17 protein-coding genes are annotated in these 17,406 nt (G+C 53.4%); 15 read left to right on the forward strand and 2 right to left on the reverse strand.

Annotated elements, in window-relative coordinates:
• Positions 1-3: 3 nt before the first annotated feature.
• From D8U71_RS19870 to fabF, 15 genes are all read left to right on the forward strand, one after another.
• On the forward strand, positions 4-876 hold the full coding sequence (locus tag D8U71_RS19870; protein ID WP_130888489.1) for a lysylphosphatidylglycerol synthase domain-containing protein: 873 nt from the start codon (positions 4-6) through the stop codon (positions 874-876).
• The gene (locus D8U71_RS19875; protein WP_130888490.1) at positions 869-2,341 is read left to right on the forward strand and encodes a hypothetical protein; all 1,473 of its coding nucleotides are present in this window, start codon (positions 869-871) and stop codon (positions 2,339-2,341) included. The genes D8U71_RS19870 and D8U71_RS19875 overlap by 8 nt, the downstream gene beginning before the upstream one ends.
• The gene (locus D8U71_RS19880) at positions 2,325-2,723 is read left to right on the forward strand and encodes a capsular biosynthesis protein (protein ID WP_241664244.1); all 399 of its coding nucleotides are present in this window, start codon (positions 2,325-2,327) and stop codon (positions 2,721-2,723) included. The genes D8U71_RS19875 and D8U71_RS19880 overlap by 17 nt, the downstream gene beginning before the upstream one ends.
• A gap of 9 nt (positions 2,724-2,732) precedes the next feature.
• Complete coding sequence (locus D8U71_RS19885; protein ID WP_130888492.1) at positions 2,733-3,485, forward strand: glycosyltransferase family 2 protein; 753 nt, start codon at positions 2,733-2,735, stop codon at positions 3,483-3,485.
• 259 nt (positions 3,486-3,744) lie between these two features.
• Positions 3,745-4,341: an adenylyl-sulfate kinase gene (gene cysC / locus D8U71_RS19890; RefSeq protein WP_130888493.1), complete on the forward strand. Its 597-nt coding sequence runs from the start codon at positions 3,745-3,747 to the stop codon at positions 4,339-4,341.
• The gene (locus D8U71_RS19895; RefSeq protein WP_130888494.1) at positions 4,338-5,723 is read left to right on the forward strand and encodes an FAD/NAD(P)-binding protein; all 1,386 of its coding nucleotides are present in this window, start codon (positions 4,338-4,340) and stop codon (positions 5,721-5,723) included. Before cysC ends, D8U71_RS19895 begins: the two co-directional genes overlap by 4 nt.
• A 160-nt stretch (positions 5,724-5,883) precedes the next feature.
• Positions 5,884-6,915 carry a GDP-mannose 4,6-dehydratase gene (gene gmd / locus D8U71_RS19900; RefSeq protein ID WP_130888495.1) on the forward strand — a complete coding sequence of 344 codons (1,032 nt, stop codon included), beginning with the start codon at positions 5,884-5,886 and terminating at the stop codon, positions 6,913-6,915.
• Positions 6,915-7,814: a GDP-mannose 4,6-dehydratase gene (locus D8U71_RS19905; RefSeq protein WP_095048545.1), complete on the forward strand. Its 900-nt coding sequence runs from the start codon at positions 6,915-6,917 to the stop codon at positions 7,812-7,814. The genes gmd and D8U71_RS19905 overlap by 1 nt, the downstream gene beginning before the upstream one ends.
• Positions 7,811-8,956, forward strand: a complete 1,146-nt coding sequence (locus D8U71_RS19910) for a glycosyltransferase family 1 protein (RefSeq protein WP_130888496.1) — start codon at positions 7,811-7,813, stop codon at positions 8,954-8,956. The genes D8U71_RS19905 and D8U71_RS19910 overlap by 4 nt, the downstream gene beginning before the upstream one ends.
• Positions 8,953-10,062: a glycosyltransferase family 4 protein gene (locus D8U71_RS19915; RefSeq protein ID WP_130888497.1), complete on the forward strand. Its 1,110-nt coding sequence runs from the start codon at positions 8,953-8,955 to the stop codon at positions 10,060-10,062. The genes D8U71_RS19910 and D8U71_RS19915 overlap by 4 nt, the downstream gene beginning before the upstream one ends.
• Positions 10,063-10,514: 452 nt before the next feature.
• Positions 10,515-11,486 carry an SDR family oxidoreductase gene (locus D8U71_RS19920; RefSeq protein WP_130888498.1) on the forward strand — a complete coding sequence of 324 codons (972 nt, stop codon included), beginning with the start codon at positions 10,515-10,517 and terminating at the stop codon, positions 11,484-11,486.
• The gene (locus tag D8U71_RS19925; RefSeq protein ID WP_130888499.1) at positions 11,483-12,532 is read left to right on the forward strand and encodes a glycosyltransferase family 4 protein; all 1,050 of its coding nucleotides are present in this window, start codon (positions 11,483-11,485) and stop codon (positions 12,530-12,532) included. Before D8U71_RS19920 ends, D8U71_RS19925 begins: the two co-directional genes overlap by 4 nt.
• A gap of 84 nt (positions 12,533-12,616) precedes the next feature.
• On the forward strand, positions 12,617-14,611 hold the full coding sequence (locus tag D8U71_RS19930; protein ID WP_130888515.1) for a nucleoside-diphosphate sugar epimerase/dehydratase: 1,995 nt from the start codon (positions 12,617-12,619) through the stop codon (positions 14,609-14,611).
• A 110-nt stretch (positions 14,612-14,721) separates the two neighbouring features.
• Positions 14,722-15,057, forward strand: coding sequence for a helix-hairpin-helix domain-containing protein (locus D8U71_RS19935; protein WP_056788395.1), 336 nt, complete (start codon positions 14,722-14,724; stop codon positions 15,055-15,057).
• A gap of 205 nt (positions 15,058-15,262) precedes the next feature.
• Entirely contained in the window at positions 15,263-16,537 is a 1,275-nt protein-coding gene (gene fabF / locus D8U71_RS19940) for a beta-ketoacyl-ACP synthase II (RefSeq protein WP_038860441.1), read from the forward strand.
• On the opposite strand, the gene D8U71_RS19945 is transcribed toward fabF, so the two are convergent.
• Positions 16,534-17,091 (reverse strand): TetR/AcrR family transcriptional regulator, encoded by a 558-nt coding sequence (locus D8U71_RS19945; RefSeq protein WP_024013854.1) that lies wholly within the window; start codon positions 17,089-17,091, stop codon positions 16,534-16,536. The genes fabF and D8U71_RS19945 overlap by 4 nt on opposite strands.
• A gap of 137 nt (positions 17,092-17,228) precedes the next feature.
• On the reverse strand, positions 17,229-17,396 hold the full coding sequence (locus D8U71_RS19950; RefSeq protein WP_016770901.1) for a DUF2897 family protein: 168 nt from the start codon (positions 17,394-17,396) through the stop codon (positions 17,229-17,231).
• Between the last annotated feature and the right edge of the window lie 10 nt (positions 17,397-17,406).

Here is a 17,406-nt window from a genome sequence, read left to right on the forward strand (position 1 = left end):
AGCTTGAAGGTCTACTTCGGACTACTGCTGATCGTGGTGATGGGTTGGTTGTGGTTACGTGCGCCGGATATCGCCAGTTTTGGTCGTGAGACACACTGGGCTGGTCTGGTGGGCATTACGCTTCTTTATCTCTGCTCACATGTATTGCGCATGCTGCGCTTGGTGTTGTTGACACTGGATGATCGCGATAAAGCGTTTCCTTTGGTTGCTGCGCACACACTGACAGCGTTTCCAAGTAGTTTTCTGCCATTCAAGCTGGGCGAGATTTTACGCCTCGCTTCTTTTTTTCATGTGTACGGAAAACGGCAAAAAGCACTGGCTGTCTGGCTGGCGGAGCGCTTTGGAGATGTAGTGGTCATCTCCGCCTTTATTCTCGGGTTGTACATTTTTAATATTCAAGTCGTGCCCGCAATGCGCACGGTTTTTGTATTGTTTGTATTGGCCAGTGGTTTGAGTCTATTGGGTTTTTTTGCTGTCGCTAAGATCTTTGTATATTTGAATCGTCATCTTGTACTGACCAGTTATACGCCGCGCGGACTCATCCTGCTACGCGCGAGCCAAGTATTGCGCAGGCTTGAAGTCGCGATCTATAAGTCCGTCGAGGGGCGGGTTTCAGGTTTTCTGCTGCTCTCCGTACTTATCTGGTCTATCGAGATTCTGGCGTTGTCTTTATTCATCAATCAACTTGGGATCGGAGACCCAGATCTCGCGGCGCTGTTCACCTCCGGTTTGCTGGCGAGCTTACCCGGCGGCGGTGGAGTCTCGAGTGCCTTCGGTCTTTACCAGTCGCTGGGGCTGGTGGCATTGACATTGGTATTTCTGCTCGTCGTTTCGCTGTCGGCGCGCTCCAAAATTCTAAGGACCCGAGATGTCTGAAGCTTATACCAAACTATTGCTGATCCTTGATGATCGTGAGTTCGCCTTTGGGGAGGTGCGTAGCTTGGTTGGCTCGCGTCGATTCGGTGATATCGTCTTCAAACGCCGACCACTGATTGAACATTTCCTTGCCGCACTGCCGGCGTGGAGTCGTTCACAAGTGATTCATTTGCAGAATGACGCTGATCTTGTCGCGCTGCGCTCGACGCTGGAAGCATGCAGTGAGGATACATCTGTCTGCGTGATCGCCGGGCGCGCCGGTTTTTCACAACCTGAACGCCTTACCCAGTTAGTAGAGCGCCTGCCGTATGCGGAAGAGGACTTTACCGATACGCTTTACAAACCGATGCTGGTATTTCTGCGTAATGCCCATGTGTTGGTCGACCAATGGTCGGCGTTTCTGGCGGCACCTCTTCATACGTGGGAGAGGGCGTGGCAGGGCGCTCAGCGCTTGCAATCCGTCGAACCCTTGGATTTGGGAAAGATCCGCGATTTCCTTTCTTACACCAGCGGTTCTACAGCAACGCGCCATTTCAACGAAATGCAGATGGACGCGTATTACTACACGAAGCGATCCACTGACAAGACCAAGATGCGCGCGGAGTACTCCTTTTATAGTCTCGCTCCCGAAGGCATGCGGCCTTGGCTGATACAACCTTTTGGTTTTCAGGATGATGGTGATCGTGCATCTTACAAAATGTTGCGTTATTACCTGGCAGATACTGCTTTGCAATGGGTTCACGGCGCTTTTGAACCTGATACCTTCACTTCTTTTGTTGACCGACTGCTGTTCTTTCTTTCGGAGCGCTCAAGGGAGGCCTGCACAAAGGAGCAGTCGGCTGCCACGGCGCGAGAACTGTTCGTTAGTAAACTTGAAAAACGGGTTGAGCAGTTCCTTGCGATGGAAGAGGGGCAGCGGATCAATCGTTTGGCTGCCAGCGCTAGTCCTGAACTGGATATCTCGCGCCAGTTAGAGCGTTTCGTGAAGCTCTACAAACGCTTCGAGAAAGGTTTTGCATTTGATTACCGTGTGGTTGGGCATGGTGACCCTTGCTTCTCCAACATACTTTATGATCAACAACGCTATCTGCTAAAGCTGATCGATCCTAAAGGCGCGCTGACGGAGGAGGGGCTGTGGACGCACCCTTTGTATGATCTGTGCAAGGTATCGCACAGCGCATTGGGCGACTACGATTTTATTAATAATGGTCTCTACCACGTAGGTTTCACCGACAGTAATCAGTTGTTGCTGAGTTTTAAACACACCAATCACTCCGTGCTGAAATCTGTCTTTGTTCAGCGAGTCAAGGCCGCAGGCCACGACGTTCGCGTCATGCGTCTGGGCGAAGCATCACTTTTTTTGTCGATGCTGCCGCTGCATATAGATTATCCAAACAAGGTGATTGCTTTCCTGCTGAACGCTCACCATATACTCAATGAGGTTGAAAGTGAATCAAGAGTTTGAGAGCGTTGACGGTGTATTGGTCGTTGATATTGATGGCACACTGTGTGGAATTAAAACGGCGGATCAGTCGTACGCCGATCTGACTCCCGATCAGGCAATGCTGGCTAAACTTCGCGAATATCAGGGTAAAGGCTATCGGATCTTGCTGTTTACGGCGCGTAATATGAACACTTATAAGGGTAGTCTGGCGCTTATCAATAAACATACTGCCCCAGTTCTTCTCGAGTGGCTCGCCAAGTGGGAGGTTCCTTACGACGAAATTCTGTTTGGCAAGCCTTGGCCGAAAAAGCGCGGCTTTTATATAGATGATCGGTCTGTGCGCCCGGACGAGTTTCTCAATATGACCGAAGAAGAAATCCATAAATTGCTGGGGCAGGAGTAGGAGTCTGACATGTCGGTGAATATTGTTATCACTATGGCGGGCCGCGGATCGCGTTTCTATGAGGCCGGTTACACGGTACCAAAGTATGAAATCCCTGCGCATGGAAAAAGTTTGTTCGATTGGTCGATGCTTTCTTTACGGAATTTTCTTACAGCCGATTGCCGTGTAATTTTTGTATGTCTGGAAGAAAATAATTCGGCTGATTATGTTCGCAGGCAGAGCGAGGCAATGGAGCTTCGTGATGTCCACGTTATCGAGATTGGTCAGGTGACTGATGGCCAAGCGACGAGTGCGTATCTGGCACGTGAATTCTGGCGGCCAGAAGATCCTCTGCTTATTTATAATATCGATACATATGTTAATCCACACGCCTTGCTCCCAGCCTCTATTCGTGAGGGTGCTGACGGATGGGTTCCGTGCTTCCAGGTTCCGGGCGATCATTGGAGTTTCGTCAAATTGGGTGATGATCAGTGGGCTACCGATTTGGCTGAAAAGCAGCGTATCTCGGATTTCGCGTCAATTGGTCTGTACTGGTTTTCGCGAGCTGAAGACTATGAGAAAGCCTATGATCGTTTCTTTGCTGACGCCGAAAATCTCGTTCGGGGCGAGCGTTACATTGCGCCACTTTATCGACAACTGATTGCCGAGGGCCGGAAAATTTCAATAACGGATCTTGCTGTTAATGACGTCCATGTATTAGGTACACCGGCTGAATTGAATGCATTTCTGGAGTTGAACCGAGAAGATCTGCTTGTCGATTGATTGGTGCGCTTCGAGATTGGCTAGCTAAAGTAAGTTCCTGTATTTGGCGGGCGGATTACAATATGTTGTCCGCCGGATCTTCTCGAGTGATGCTCGGTGTCCACGTTTCAATCGATCAGTCGTGCGACGGGATTGTTCTCTATTGCCCTTGATATCTTGGCGGTGGGTTGGAATGGGGTGAAAGGCCGCCTTCGAGGCCGCTGTCGTGAGTACGCGACTTCAATGGTAATCTGAGATATCAGTGATACGAGGTACCGGTGTGTCCAATAAAAATTTAGTCTTCCAGGCGTCTGTTGTCGACGCCTCAACGAGAGCGCTTGTCAAGTCGCAGAAGCCGATCACCTTATGGTTGACCGGGTTGAGTGGCGCTGGCAAATCGACCATCGCCAACGCTTTGGAATTGGCATTGGTCAAGCGTGGTCGGCATACTTATTTACTGGATGGCGACAATGTGCGTCTGGGGCTGTGTAAAGACCTAGGATTCAGTGATGCTGACCGGGAAGAAAACATCCGCCGAATTGCAGAACTGGCCAAATTGTTCATGGATGCCGGCCTGATCGTGATCACTGCATTCATCTCCCCATTTCAACGTGATCGTGCGTTGGCTCGCGACGTGATTGGCGATGAAAAGTTTATCGAGGTCTTCATTGACACGCCTTTGGCGGAGTGTGAGCGTAGAGATCCAAAGGGCCTTTACGGCAAGGCTCGCTCCGGCGTGATCAAGAATTTCACGGGGATTGACTCGGTCTATGAGAGCCCGCTGGATCCCGATGTTCGTGTCAATACGCTGGAAGAGAGTCTAGAAACCTGCGTGGCGAAAATTCTCGACTGTCTGAATCAGCGGGTGCTGGCATGAAGACTCTCGTCATTATCGGCGCAGGTTTTAGTGGGACAGTAACGGCCATTCAGTTTTTGACGCATTGCCCGCTTGGTGTTCGAGTGATTCTGATCAACCGCTCAGGCGGTATGGCTCGAGGTTTGGCGTATGGAACAAATAGTGCTCAGCATTTGCTCAATGTTCCGGTTGGCAATATGACAGCCTTGGTGGATGAGCCCGATTCATTTCAACAGTTTTGCCAGAAAACTGATCCGAGCGTGTCGGGGTCCTCTTTTGTGCCACGTAAGCTTTATGGTGATTATCTGTCCTTCTTGCTGGACTCCGCCGTGGAGCGTGCAGAAAACGTTTCGCTTGATCGATTGGCGGCGGAGGTGCACAGCCTCCGGTCTGATCAGAAGGGTGCGATCGTCGAGCTGGCAGACGGAGAGCAAATACGTGCTGATCACGTCGTGCTTGCATTCGGACACTTTGCGCCACTGAATCCTCAATGCGTTGGACCTGCTATCTCCGCGGGTTGCTATCAGCAGGATCCGTGGGATCGTGAGCGTCTGTTACCCAATGCAGACAACCCCGTCCTTCTGATCGGTGCCGGGCTGACCGCTCTGGATGTAGCGCTCAACATCGATCAGTGCAATTCACGCCCGATCTACATGTTGTCGCGCCGTGGCTTGCAACCATTGGCTCATCGCCATCACGGTAAGGGGCTGGCGTTGAATGCCGGAATCACCGAACGATTGCTTGGCGTAAAGCCTACGGCGAGCAATTATCTTCGGGAAGTTCGTGGTCTTGTTAAAACGGGTGAAGTTGAAGGTCGTGATTGGCGGGATTTCATTGCTGCCTTGCGCCCAGCGACGCCGGCGCTTTGGGCTCGACTGCCAGAGATCGAGCGGCGCCGTTTTTTGCGCCATCTGCAACCTTACTGGGATGTGCATCGTCATCGTGTTGCCCCTGAGACTCATGAGCGCTTTCTAGAGGCGCTGGGCAGCGGACGAATCATTTCATTGGCAGGGCGAATTAAGGAAATAAGCCCAGAAGGCAAGGGCGTGCGTGTTAGCTTTCAGAGACGTGGTAGCCACCAGACCGAATATATCGATGTTGGGCAGGTTATCAATTGTACCGGGCCCAATTCGAATTTACGGTATGTCGATGATCGGTTGATTACTCAATTACGCGATGAAGGACTTCTCCTGCCAGACTTACTCGGTTTGGGGTTGCATGTAGATGAACGCTTGGCGGTTAAAAACGCTGACGGGAATGTTTCAACATGGCTTTCCTATATAGGTCCGATGCTCAAGGCCGATTTATGGGAAGCCACAGCCGTACCTGAATTGCGCGAACTTGCGAAAAATTTGGCTTGTAGGCTTGCCGATGGCTTTCGACAAGGTCCCCTGGCAGGTTGATCCAAACGCCTAAAAAGTCGTCAGGGGGGCGGCAAATATCGGTTCATGGGGTACTATTCTCCCGTTCCGCAGAAAAATGCAAAGTCTCGGCCTCATCCACATTGCCAGACTGCATTTTTTCTTGTTATCACGACGTTCAAATGGAGTTTAGAGGATTCGCATGAAAGCAATCGTAACTGGCATCACTGGTCAAGACGGCGCCTACCTGGCGGAACTGCTGCTGGAGAAGGGGTACACCGTTTACGGTACCTACCGTCGTACCAGTTCTGTCAATTTCTGGCGTATCGAAGAGCTGGGTATCCAGCAGAACCCTAACCTGCATTTGGTCGAATATGATCTGACAGATCTCTCTGCCAGCATCCGTTTGCTGCAAACCACTGAAGCCACCGAGGTTTATAACCTCGCCGCGCAGAGCTTTGTGGGCGTGTCGTTCGAGCAGCCAATCACTACTGCCGAAATCACTGGCCTTGGTGCCGTGAACCTTCTGGAAGCGATCCGCATCGTCAATCCAAAGGTGCGTTTCTACCAGGCATCGACTTCTGAAATGTTTGGTCAGGTACAGGCTATTCCGCAGGTCGAGAGCACGCCTTTCTATCCGCGCAGCCCCTACGGCGTCGCCAAGCTTTACGCTCACTGGATGACCATCAACTACCGTGAGTCGTACGGTATTTTTGCGACCAGCGGTATTTTGTTCAACCACGAATCGCCTCTGCGTGGTCGTGAGTTCGTAACCCGCAAAATCACTGACTCCGTGGCCAAGATCAAGCTCGGTCTGCTCGATAAAGTGGAGCTGGGCAACCTCGATGCCAAACGTGACTGGGGTTTTGCCAAGGAGTACGTAGAAGGGATGTGGCGCATGCTGCAGGCTGATGTACCGGATACCTTCGTATTGGCGACCAATCGTACCGAGACCGTCCGTGATTTCGTATCCATGGCGTTCAAGGCCGCTGGTATCACTATTTCCTGGTCGGGCACTGCTGAAGCCGAACAGGGCACTGATGCTGTTACCGGCAAGGTACTGGTTACCATCAATCCGAAGTTCTACCGTCCTACCGAAGTTGAGTTGCTGATTGGCAACCCGGCCAAGGCCAAAGAAGTGTTGGGTTGGGAACCGAAAACTTCGCTTGAAGAGCTTTGCCGCATGATGGTCGAGGCTGACCTGCGTCGTAACAAGCAAGGGTTCTCTTTCTGATGATCAATGCTGGCAAACGTGCGCTGATTACGGGTATTCATGGATTTACCGGTCGCTACATGGCGGCTGAGCTGCAAGCTCATGGCTACGAAGTTGTCGGGATGGGCAGTCAACCCTCCGACGATCACAATTATCATCAAGTCGACCTGGCTGACGGTATTGGTCTACGCACGTTGCTGGCAAAGATTCAGCCGGATGTCGTTGTGCACCTTGCAGCTCTGGCATTTGTCGGACATGGTGCGGCGGATGCGTTCTATCAAGTCAACTTGATAGGCACGCGTAATTTGCTGGATGCTGTTGCCGCTAGCGGGAAGGCTCCGGATTGCGTTTTGATTGCCAGCAGCGCCAATGTCTATGGCAATGCATCGGGAGGCATGTTGTCGGAAGCTACAGTGCCGGCTCCTGCCAACGATTACGCCGTTAGCAAGCTGGCCATGGAGTACATGGCCAAGCTCTGGATGGATCGTCTTCCCATAGTTATCGCGCGGCCATTCAATTACACAGGTGTTGGGCAGGCCGAGAACTTCCTGTTGCCGAAAATCGTCTCCCATTTCCTGCGCAAGGCGCCAAGGATTGAATTGGGTAACCTCGATGTTTGGCGCGACTTCAGTGATGTTCGGGCGTTGGTCAAGGCTTATCGTGGTTTGATCGACGCGAAACCCTTGGGGCAGATCGTGAATGTCAGTTCGGGACAAACGCACTCACTTCGAGAGGTTATCGAGTTGTGCAAGTCGCTGACTGGGCATGACATCGAAGTCGACGTGAATCCAGCGTTTGTCCGCGCCAACGAGGTGAAAACCTTGTGCGGGGATAACTCGAAGCTGCGGGATCTGGTTCCCGGATGGGCAACGGCGCCTCTAAGCGAAACCCTGAGCTGGATGCTGACGGCTGATAAATGAAGTTAATTCTTTCTGTTGAGCCGGTCCGTTTTCCACTGACCGGCATTGGTCGCTACACCTATGAGTTGGCGCTGCGACTGCAGCAGAATTGTGAAATTACTGACCTGCAGTTTTTTGCAGGTCGGCGATTTCTACCGTCGTTGCCTGCTGCTTCCGATACGTCGGGTAACGGTTATGGTCTGAAGCGAGCCGTTCAGAAGAATGTCCTGGCGGTTGAGGCCTATCGTTTGCTGATGCCATTGCTCAGGAAGCGAGCGCTTAAAGGTCATGGTGAATTTCTTTACCACAGCCCCAATTATTATCTGCCTCCGTTTGCCGGACGCAGTGTTGCTACCTTTCACGATCTTTCTCCCTTTACGTGGTCCCACTGTCATGCGCCGCAACTTGTGCGCTATTTGCAGAAGGAGCTCAAGACGACGTTGGTCAGGGCTGATGCTTTGATAACGGACTCTGAATACACGCGTAAAGAGTTGTCCGACTATTTTTCCTGGCCTATTGAGCGGATTCACACTGTGCCGTTGGCCAGTTCTGCCGAGTTTCATCCTCGGTCTGCGGACGACCTCTGGTTGACTCTGTCGCGACATGGTCTTCAGGCGGGCGGCTACAGCTTGTTTGTGGGTACCATCGAGCCGCGCAAGAATATTGATACCTTGCTCAATGCTTATTCACGTCTGCCACTGGAGCTGCGCAAGCGCTGGCCGCTCGTGTTGACGGGTTACTATGGATGGCAAAACGAGGATATTCATAACCGGCTTGAAAGCGCACGTCGCGAGGGCTGGGCCTACTATCTCGGTTTTGTTCCCAGCGAAGACTTGCCTCTGTTGTTTGCCGGCGCCCGGCTATTTACCTTCCCCTCGTTGTACGAGGGTTTCGGTTTACCGGTGCTAGAGGCTATGAGTTCGGGCGTTCCCGTCGTTTGCTCCAACAGTTCTTCCCTGCCAGAGGTTGCCGGTAATGCGGCACTTATGTGCGAAGCAACGGACACGCTGGCGTTGACTGAGCTTTTGCGCCGAGGCCTTGAAGATGAGGTGTGGCGCGCCAGTGCCATCGAGCAGGGATTACTGCACACAGCGAAGTTTTCCTGGCAGCGGTGCGCAAAAGAAACGTTCGAGGTTTATCAGAAGGTGGTCGACGGGCGATGATCAAGGTTCTGCACTTCTTCAAGACTTATTACCCGGAGACAATGGGGGGCATCGAACAAGTCATCTTTCAGATTGCCGAAGGTGGTTTGCAGCATGGGTACGAGTCCCAAGTGCTCTATCTCAGTGAGCGAGGGGCTGCACGCAATGAACCGATTGCGCATCATCTGACCCATCGCTCAAAACTGGATCTTCACGTTGCTTCTACGGGATTCTCGTTTTCGGCGCTCAGGGATTTCATCGAGCTGGCTCGAGAAGCGGATATTGTTCATTACCATTTTCCTTGGCCTTACATGGATCTCGTTCATTTTGCGAGTCGAGTCGGCAAGCCTAGTGTGGTCAGCTATCACTCCGATATCGTCAAGCAAAAAACGCTTCTCAAACTTTATCAGCCACTAATGAATCGCTTCTTGTCCAGTGTCGACTGTATTGTCGCGTCGTCGCCAAATTATCTGGCCAGCAGCCCGGTTTTGACACGATTTGAAGATAAGGTACGGGTTGTTCCTTACGGTCTGGATCGCTCGACTTATCCCGTCCCTTCTGCAGAGAAACTGGCATTCTGGCGAGACCGGTTGGGTGAGCGATTTTTTCTTTTTGTAGGTGCCCTGCGTTATTACAAGGGCCTGGATTACTTGCTTGAGGCAGCCAGGGCGACCGGGTTACCGGTGGCCATTCTTGGAGGCGGGCATCTTGAGGCAGAACTCAAGGCTCAAGCCGCGGGAGCGGGTGTGCCCAACGTGCATTTTCTGGGGTTGTTACCTGACGAAGACAAGGCTGCGCTGCTGACGCTTTGCTACGCTTTTGTCTTTCCGTCGCATTTGAGATCGGAGTCTTTCGGAATTTCCCTGCTCGAAGGGGCTATGTACGGAAAACCGATGATCTCTTGTGAAATTGGCTCGGGCACCACCTACATCAATATTGCCGAAGAAACCGGATTGGTCGTCCCTCCCAGGGATTCCATTGCATTGGCACAGGCTATGACAACGCTGTGGAGCGAACCTGCGACAGCTGCCAGGATGGGCTTGGCCGCCGAACGCCGGTTTGAGGAGGTGTTTTCCTCAAGTATGATGGCGCAATCCTACGCTGATATTTATCGCTCGTTGCTATAAAGCTTTTCGCAACCCATGTTAATGGGCTGTCAGGACAATGCCTTGCCTGGCGGATGTTTGCGGATAATTAGAGTCGATTTTTTTCGTTTTATTGTCTGGCTACGTGCGTGCAAGTTTTTCTCAAGCAAAGTTTGTTTCATTTAATATTGCTTGTTGCAGAGTGTGTGCGTGAGTTTGCCAAAGAACTTGGTTTGTTAGAGTCTGTAAGCCGCGCAAAATGCAGCAGTGAATTTTGCCTCAATGAAGGCGGGTTTCAGGGTTTTATGACGTGGCGCAAGTTGTCTTTTCCTGCTGCTTTGAAGTGGCCAAGAATCGCGTAATTCAATAGACTGCCACTCGCATATCCCTCGACCAAGTGATCTCCATGGTTGCTACAGTCACGCGTCCATTTGCCGCTTCAACGAGGCTGTTGTCGACAGGCAAGTATTGATTTCTTAGCTCAAGGTGCTTTCATGAGATCCAAGACATTCCTGATTACCGGCGGTAATGGTTTTCTGGGGAGAGCACTCATAGATCGGCTAATACTGGAGTCGGATTGTTCTGTCGTAGCGCCGATGCGTACTAGAACTCATGAGCATGCTCCAGGTGTGGACGTTATACCCTTCGAAGGTCTCAGTGGGGCTAACGATTGGAGTCGCGTCCTCACAGAAGTTGATGTTGTCGTCCATGCGGCAGCGCGCGTTCACGTCATGGACGAAGTCGCGGTCGATCCCTTGGCTGCATTCCGAGAAATCAATGTCGATGCGACTTTGAATCTCGCTCGTCAGGCTGCAGCGTCAGGAGTTAAACGGTTTATTTTCGTCAGTTCGGTGAAAGTGAACGGAGAGAGCACTTTTTCAGGCGCTCCTTTTTGCGCCGATGATTTGCCTGCACCACTTGACGCCTATGGCATTTCCAAATTTGAAGCCGAGCAGGGCTTAAAGCGACTGGCGCAGGTTACGGATATGGAAGTGGTGATTATTCGCCCGGTTCTGGTCTACGGTCCGGGGGTGAAAGCTAATTTTCTCACCATGATGCAATGGCTGGAGCGCGGCGTCCCGTTACCATTCGGCTCAGTGCGTAACAGCCGTAGTCTGGTGTCAATAGGCAATCTTGTAGATCTCATCGTGACCTGTGCCAGCCATCCGGGTGCTGCCAATCAAACTTTTATGGCGAGCGATGGCGAAGATGTTTCCACGAGTGACCTGTTGCGCAAGCTAGGCCAAGCGTTGGGTAAGCCCAGTTATCTCTTGCCTGTTCCGGTATGGGTGATGAAGCGGCTGTTGGCACTGGTAGGACGGCGGTCTATATCTCAGCGGCTTTTCGGCTCTCTGCAGGTCGATATCGGTAAAAATCGACAGTTACTGGGTTGGACCCCGCCCATCAGTCTCGATAAGGGTCTTGCTTTGACCGCAACGCACTTTCTGGAAACCCGCAAATCATGACTTATGGATGGTTCCTTTCCGTCGTTCTGTGCCTATCCTTCTCCCTCACCTGGGCGTTACGCCGTTACGCATTGGCGCGCAGTTTGATGGATATTCCGAATGCGCGCAGTTCGCACTCTGTGCCTACTCCTCGTGGCGGTGGCGTAGCGATAGTGATCGCATTTGTTTTTGCGCAAGTAGTGTTATGGGGCGTCGGAGTTACTTCGGGTAGCGCTTTTCTCGCTGTTGCCGGCGCTGGAAGTCTGGTTGCAGTGATTGGCTTCATGGATGACCACGGCCATATCGCGGCACGCTGGCGTCTGCTGGGGCATTTTCTGGCTGCGGGATGGCTGTTGTTCTGGATGGGCGGCATGCCCGTGGTTGAGGTACTCGGAGCGCAGGTCGATCTGGGTATCTTTGGTCATTTCCTGGCACTGTTTTATCTGGTATGGCTACTTAATCTTTACAACTTCATGGATGGCATCGATGGCATCGCAGGTGTCGAGGCGGTTTGTGTTTGTCTTGGGGCGTGTGTGTTGTATTGGCTTGTCGATGCAGCAGCGTTGATCTGTGCTCCGTTGATGTTGGCTGCGGCGGTGATGGGCTTTCTCTGCTGGAATTTTCCGCCGGCAAAAATTTTCATGGGTGATGCGGGTAGCGGATTTCTTGGCGTTGTTCTGGGCGGTCTTTCTCTGCAGGCTGCGTGGCATGATCCTTCACTATTTTGGGGCTGGCTCATACTGCTCGGTGTGTTTATCGTGGATGCCACCTTCACGTTGTTCCGGCGCCTGTTCAGAGGAGACAAACTGTATGAGGCTCACAGAAGCCACGCCTATCAGTTTGCTTCCAGGCAATTTGGCCGGCATTTGCCCGTAACCTTGGCAACAGGCTTGATCAATCTATGCTGGCTGTTGCCGATTGCGGTAGGTGTTATACGGTTTGAACTGGGCGGCGTATGGGGTGTACTTTTAGCCTATATCCCGCTGGTTTTTCTCGCGATCAGGTTTCATGCTGGGGAGCTTGAAAAGACCGCTGATGAGGGAAAAGAAAACAATTCTGTCAGCTAGGTTTAGAGTCATGATGCCGGCTTGTGGTGATTCATTACGGTGATCAGCATTTGAAAGAGGGAAACTGAGGTGCTTGAAGAGTTAATGGATAAAGTCAGAGAGCGTCTCGTTGGACTACCACGGCGGCGCAAACGACTGATACAGGTTGGCACAGACATTTTTCTGGTTTGGGTGGCCCTGTGGTTGGCATTCATCGTGCGCTTGGGTATCGATGATATGTACAACCCCTTCAAAGTCCACTTCTGGCTATTCGTCTGCGCCCCTGTTGTGGCCATTCCATTGTTCATTCGCTTCGGCATGTACCGTGCCGTCATGCGCTATTTTGGCAATGACGCGTTGATTGCAATTATCAAGGCTGTCAGTTTGTCTTCGCTGATTCTGGCGGTTGTCGTTTATTGGTACAGCAATCACGAAGCGGTTGTGCCTCGCTCGATCATTTTCAATTACTGGTGGTTGAGCCTGGTCATCATTGGGGGGTTGCGGTTATGTATGCGGCAATACTTCATGGGGGACTGGTTTACAGCCGCGCAGCATGTTCCTTTTGCCAACCGTGACGATGGTCTGACCAAAGTTGCGATATACGGCGCAGGCGTAGCAGGCAATCAACTCGTTGCCGCACTACGCATGGGGCGCGTTCTGCGCCCTGTCGCCTTTATCGATGATGACCCGGGTATTTCCGATCGCTCGATCTCAGGCTTGCAGGTTTATAAACCCAAGCATATTCAGCAGATGATCGACGTCACAGGGGCGCAGGAAATCCTTCTCGCTTTGCCATCCTCGACTCGTGCTCGTCGCCGGGAAATTCTCAACTTGCTTGAAGGCTTTCCACTGCACGTTCGCAGTGTGCCGAATTTTTCCGATCTGGCGAGTGGCCGAGTCAAAGTTGAAGATATTCAGGAAGTCGATATTGCAGACCTGCTGGGGCGCGATGCCGTTCCAGCTCAGCCTGATCTTCTGGAGCGCTGTATCAAAGGCAAGACTGTCATGGTCACAGGTGCCGGCGGTTCGATCGGTTCGGAGTTGTGTCGGCAGATTTTTGCGTTGGAGCCAACCGCGCTTCTGTTGTTCGAACACAGTGAATTCAATCTCTACAACATTCTTTCAGAGCTGGAGCAACGCAGCTCTCGAGAGTCGGCTCCGGTTCGATTGCTTCCCATACTCGGGTCCATACGCCACCAGGATAAATTGCTCGATGTGATGAAAACCTGGAAGGTCGACACGGTTTATCATGCGGCCGCCTACAAGCATGTGCCCATGGTCGAACACAACATTGCCGAAGGTGTGCTGAACAATGTGATCGGCACCCTCAACACCGCTCAGGCGGCTTTGCAGTGCGGCGTCGCTAACTTCGTGTTGATCTCCACTGACAAAGCGGTCCGCCCCACCAATGTCATGGGAAGCACGAAGCGCTTGGCGGAATTGACACTTCAGGCCCTGAGCCGTGAAATCGCCCCTGTCTTGTTCGGCGACAAAGCCAACGTTTCAAGAGTCAACAAAACCCGTTTCACCATGGTCCGCTTCGGCAACGTGCTCGGCTCTTCCGGCTCTGTCATCCCGCTGTTCCATAGCCAAATCAAAGCCGGCGGGCCGTTGACCGTCACCCATCCAAAAATCACCCGCTACTTCATGACCATCCCCGAAGCCGCACAGTTGGTCATCCAGGCTGGTTCCATGGGGCAGGGCGGAGACGTCTTCGTCCTGGATATGGGCGAGCCAGTACGGATCGTCGAACTCGCAGAAAAAATGATCCACCTGTCCGGACTAAGCATCCGGTCCGAGCGCAATCCTCAAGGCGACATCTCCATCGAGTTCACCGGTTTGCGTCCAGGCGAGAAGCTGTACGAGGAATTGTTGATCGGGGACAACGTCGCAGCTACGTCGCATCCGATGATCATGAGCGCCAATGAGGATCACCTTCCTTGGGACGTTTTGAAAGCCCGATTGAGTGAACTGCTCAAAGCCGTGGAAGCCGACGACTACACCCGCGTCCGCCAGCTCCTGCGCGAAACCGTCTCCGGCTACACCCCCGACGGCGAGATCGTTGACTGGATCTACCAGCAACGTCGTCTCGAGCCGTGATTGTTTCACATCCTGTAACGCTCGCATTTTTGACTTCCCTCCATCATGACCTACGTTTGGAGAGCAGCTTGGGAAAAGCTGCTTTCTAAAACGATGATGGAGCGTCACTTATGCGTACCGGTTATTTCTACTCGCTGATCTTTGCTTTCCTCACCAGCGCCTCGATCGCTGCGATTGCTGCGCCTGTAGCGCCCACCGAGACAACAAAAGCGCCGTTGCTGATGGATGCAGCTGCGCCCTCGGCAAGCGCGAAGGTCGATCTCAACGGCGCTGATGCGGCGACGTTGCAAAAGGAGTTGGCGGGTGTGGGGGAGGCGAAGGCGCAGGCGATTGTTGCGTATCGGGATACAAACGGGCCGTTCGCGTCGGTGGATGAGTTGCTGGAAGTGAAGGGGATTGGCAAGGCGATTCTGGATCGCAATCGTGAAAAGCTGGAAGTGAACTAAGCTGACAGTTCAACGCCGAGAGGCCGGTCTTTGACCGGCCTTTTTATTGAGTGCGGATCGGGTGGATGCCTGAACGCTGAAAATTACGGGTATCATATTACGCCTTGATTATGCCTATAATAATTTCCATCGGGACTGATTCAGCAGCCGAATCGCAACACACCGATTCACGTCGAATATTGAATTGATAAGGGGTAACCACGGTATGAACCAACGTCGAGTCGTCGTCACGGGCATGGGCCTGGTTTCACCCTTGGGCAGTGATGTTGAAATTGTCTGGCAGCGTTTGCTGGCCGGTCGTTCCGGATTGCGCAACTTGCCAGATGCAGTCGTGGCTGATCTGCCGACCCGGGTCGGCGGCAGTGTGCCGACGGTGGAGGAGGATGCCGAGGCCGGATTTGATCCGGATCGTGCGACGCCGCCCAAGGAACAGAAGAAAATGGATCGCTTCATCATGTTTGCCATGGAAGCGGCGCGGCAGGCGCTGGAGCAGGCCGGCTGGCATCCAGCCGACGCTGAAAGCCAGGAGCGCACTGCGACAATCATCGGCTCGGGCGTCGGTGGTTTCGGTGCGATTGCCGATGCGGTGCGTACCACCGACAGCCGTGGCCCTCGGCGGTTGTCGCCGTTCACCATTCCATCGTTTCTGGTCAATCTCGCGGCGGGTCATGTGTCGATTCAGCATGGCCTCAAAGGGCCGTTGGGTGCTCCGGTTACCGCATGTGCCGCCGGGGTTCAGGCGATCGGCGATGCAGCGCGGTTGATCCGAGCAGGTGAGGCGGACATCGCAGTATGTGGCGGTGCTGAAGCTTCGATCGATCGCGTCAGCCTGGCCGGTTTCGCCGCCGCGCGGGCGCTGTCCAGCGGCTATAACGACACCCCTGAAAAAGCTTCGCGTCCCTTCGACAGTGGGCGCGATGGTTTCGTGATGGGCGAGGGCGCCGGTCTATTGGTCATCGAGTCGCTGGAGCATGCGCTTGCACGCGGTGCGAAGCCGCTGGCCGAACTGGTCGGTTACGGCACCACCGCCGACGCCTATCACCTGACCGCCGGTCCGGAAGACGGCAGCGGCGCACGCCGGGCGATGCAATTGGCACTGGCTCAGGGCGGTGTGACGCCGGAGCAGGTGCAGCATCTCAACGCTCATGCCACTTCAACACCGGTCGGTGATTTGGGCGAGTTGGCGGCGATCAAGGCGTTGTTTGGCACGCAGAACAAGATCGCCGTGACTTCGACCAAATCCGCCACCGGTCATTTGCTCGGTGCGGCCGGTGGGCTGGAGGCGATTTTCACGCTGCTGGCGATTCGTGATCAGGTGGTGCCACCAACGCTCAACTTTGAAAACCCGGATCCAGCGAGCCAAGGGGTGGACATTGTCCATGGCGAGGCGCGGTCGATGGCGATCGAATATGCATTGTCCAACGGCTTCGGTTTTGGCGGGGTCAATGCGAGCGTGTTGTTCAAGCGCTGGGAAGGTTAATCGCTCGATTGCTTGAGATGCTCGCGGGTGACGTCGAGGATGCGCTGGGCGAAGTCGGCATCCGCGACGCTGCGTGACAGCAGAAGAGCGCCGGCCAGGGTCGCCATGATGACAATGCTGCGATCGGCGCTGTTCTCGCCATCGAGCGTGGCCTGAATTTGTTCAAGGCGAGCATTGAGGACTTCGTCACTGGTGGGGCTTGGCTGGCCGCGCAGGCCCAGTTCCGAGGAAATGGTCAGCAGCGGGCAGCCTTCGTGGGGCGAGGTCTGATGCCACTCCGACAGGTAGGTATCGATAAAGACTTGCAGCGGGTTTTCCTGCGCGAAGATTTCTTCGCACAGGCCCGCGACTTGCTCGCCGGCCTCTTGCAGGGCTTTTTCGACCAGTTCTTCCTTGGATCTGAAGTGCGAGTAGAAGCCGCCATGAGTCAAGCCCAGGGCTTTCATCAAAGGCTGCAGGCCGGTGGCGCCGATACCGTCCTTGCGAAATCGGGCGGAAGCTTCCTTGATGATGCGTTGATGGGTCTGGGCTTTGTGATCTGGCGAGTAACGCATGTGGAGCTCTCCGCGACGATGCTGCCATCTTAACCACGGAAGATTAAATGGTGACTGTACTTCTAAAATCTAAACAGCCTGCGGGTAAGTCCGATCGTGCTGAAAAAACAAACCCCGCCATTGCGGCGGGGCTCGTATCAGCGGTCTTGTGCATCCTTGGCATCCGCTTCGGCATTGCGCTGTGCGACGCGCTTGCGTTCTTCATCGGTCAGTTCGACCTTGTTGGCGGTGTCGCGCAACATCATCAATCCGCCGACAATCGAGCCGATCGCAACGACCAGAATCAACCAGGCATACCAGGGCATAACGGCTCTC

The organism is Pseudomonas sp. Sample_21 (assembly GCF_004307525.1).
GTDB classification, from domain to species: domain Bacteria; phylum Pseudomonadota; class Gammaproteobacteria; order Pseudomonadales; family Pseudomonadaceae; genus Aquipseudomonas; species Aquipseudomonas atacamensis.

Bases quoted from the DNA above. Each gene is read 5' to 3' on its own strand.
- D8U71_RS19945 (WP_024013854.1), bottom strand. From the start codon at position 17,091: ATGCGTTACTCGCCAGATCACAAAGCCCAGACCCATCAACGCATCATC.
- gmd (WP_130888495.1), top strand. From the start codon at position 5,884: ATGAAAGCAATCGTAACTGGCATCACTGGTCAAGACGGCGCCTACCTG.
- D8U71_RS19920 (WP_130888498.1), top strand. From the start codon at position 10,515: ATGAGATCCAAGACATTCCTGATTACCGGCGGTAATGGTTTTCTGGGG.
- D8U71_RS19930 (WP_130888515.1), top strand. From the start codon at position 12,617: ATGGATAAAGTCAGAGAGCGTCTCGTTGGACTACCACGGCGGCGCAAA.
- D8U71_RS19895 (WP_130888494.1), top strand. From the start codon at position 4,338: ATGAAGACTCTCGTCATTATCGGCGCAGGTTTTAGTGGGACAGTAACG.
- D8U71_RS19950 (WP_016770901.1), bottom strand. From the start codon at position 17,396: ATGCCCTGGTATGCCTGGTTGATTCTGGTCGTTGCGATCGGCTCGATT.
- D8U71_RS19875 (WP_130888490.1), top strand. From the start codon at position 869: ATGTCTGAAGCTTATACCAAACTATTGCTGATCCTTGATGATCGTGAG.
- fabF (WP_038860441.1), top strand. From the start codon at position 15,263: ATGAACCAACGTCGAGTCGTCGTCACGGGCATGGGCCTGGTTTCACCC.
- D8U71_RS19910 (WP_130888496.1), top strand. From the start codon at position 7,811: ATGAAGTTAATTCTTTCTGTTGAGCCGGTCCGTTTTCCACTGACCGGC.
- D8U71_RS19905 (WP_095048545.1), top strand. From the start codon at position 6,915: ATGATCAATGCTGGCAAACGTGCGCTGATTACGGGTATTCATGGATTT.
- D8U71_RS19915 (WP_130888497.1), top strand. From the start codon at position 8,953: ATGATCAAGGTTCTGCACTTCTTCAAGACTTATTACCCGGAGACAATG.
- D8U71_RS19885 (WP_130888492.1), top strand. From the start codon at position 2,733: ATGTCGGTGAATATTGTTATCACTATGGCGGGCCGCGGATCGCGTTTC.
- D8U71_RS19925 (WP_130888499.1), top strand. From the start codon at position 11,483: ATGACTTATGGATGGTTCCTTTCCGTCGTTCTGTGCCTATCCTTCTCC.
- D8U71_RS19935 (WP_056788395.1), top strand. From the start codon at position 14,722: ATGCGTACCGGTTATTTCTACTCGCTGATCTTTGCTTTCCTCACCAGC.